Consider the following 608-nt stretch of genomic DNA (forward strand, 5'->3'; position numbering starts at 1 on the left):
TGGATATTGAACCGGACAGCGTAAAAGTGGAATCACTCGTACCTGAAGAGCTGCGCTCTCTGAGTTTGGATGAGTTCTTTGATAATGGCGCACTGCTCAGTGAGATTCTTCAAGAGCGTCTAACCAAAGCACAAAGAGATGAGCAGGTGCTTCGATATGTGGCGCGCTTAGAGAAAAATGGCAAAGCGACGGTGGGCGTAGAAGCATTACCGCGCGAACATGCGCTGGCTAACTTGCTGCCATGCGACAACATTTTTGCGATTGAAAGTAGATGGTACAAGGACAACCCTTTGGTGATTCGTGGCCCAGGTGCAGGACGCGAGGTGACCGCTGGTGCAATCCAATCGGATCTCAACCGCTTAGCTGGATTATTCTAAACTTTTCGAGAGACCTAAAAACCCTGGAATTCATCCGGGGTTTTTTATTCCTTCCTCAGTGCCATACTTAAAATAAGATTCGCCATTTTCAAACGTTGTTATGAGTAAATAGCAGATGCGAATTAACTTGAACTATCCTCATTATTAACGTGAGAAAAATTCATAATCACAAGGTTGACATTAAATCACATTCAATACATTCTGTAGACATATAGACGTCTAAACGTCGAT

The 608-nt window shown here is 43.9% G+C and carries 1 pseudogene; it reads left to right on the plus strand.

Features of this window, described 5'->3' with window-relative positions:
• Window positions 1–377: pseudogene (gene metL / locus R7P74_RS27660) on the plus strand (bifunctional aspartate kinase/homoserine dehydrogenase II); the annotation flags it as partial.
• Window positions 378–608 lie beyond the last annotated feature (231 nt).

The sequence above is a fragment of the Vibrio sp. 2033 genome, from assembly GCF_033339735.1.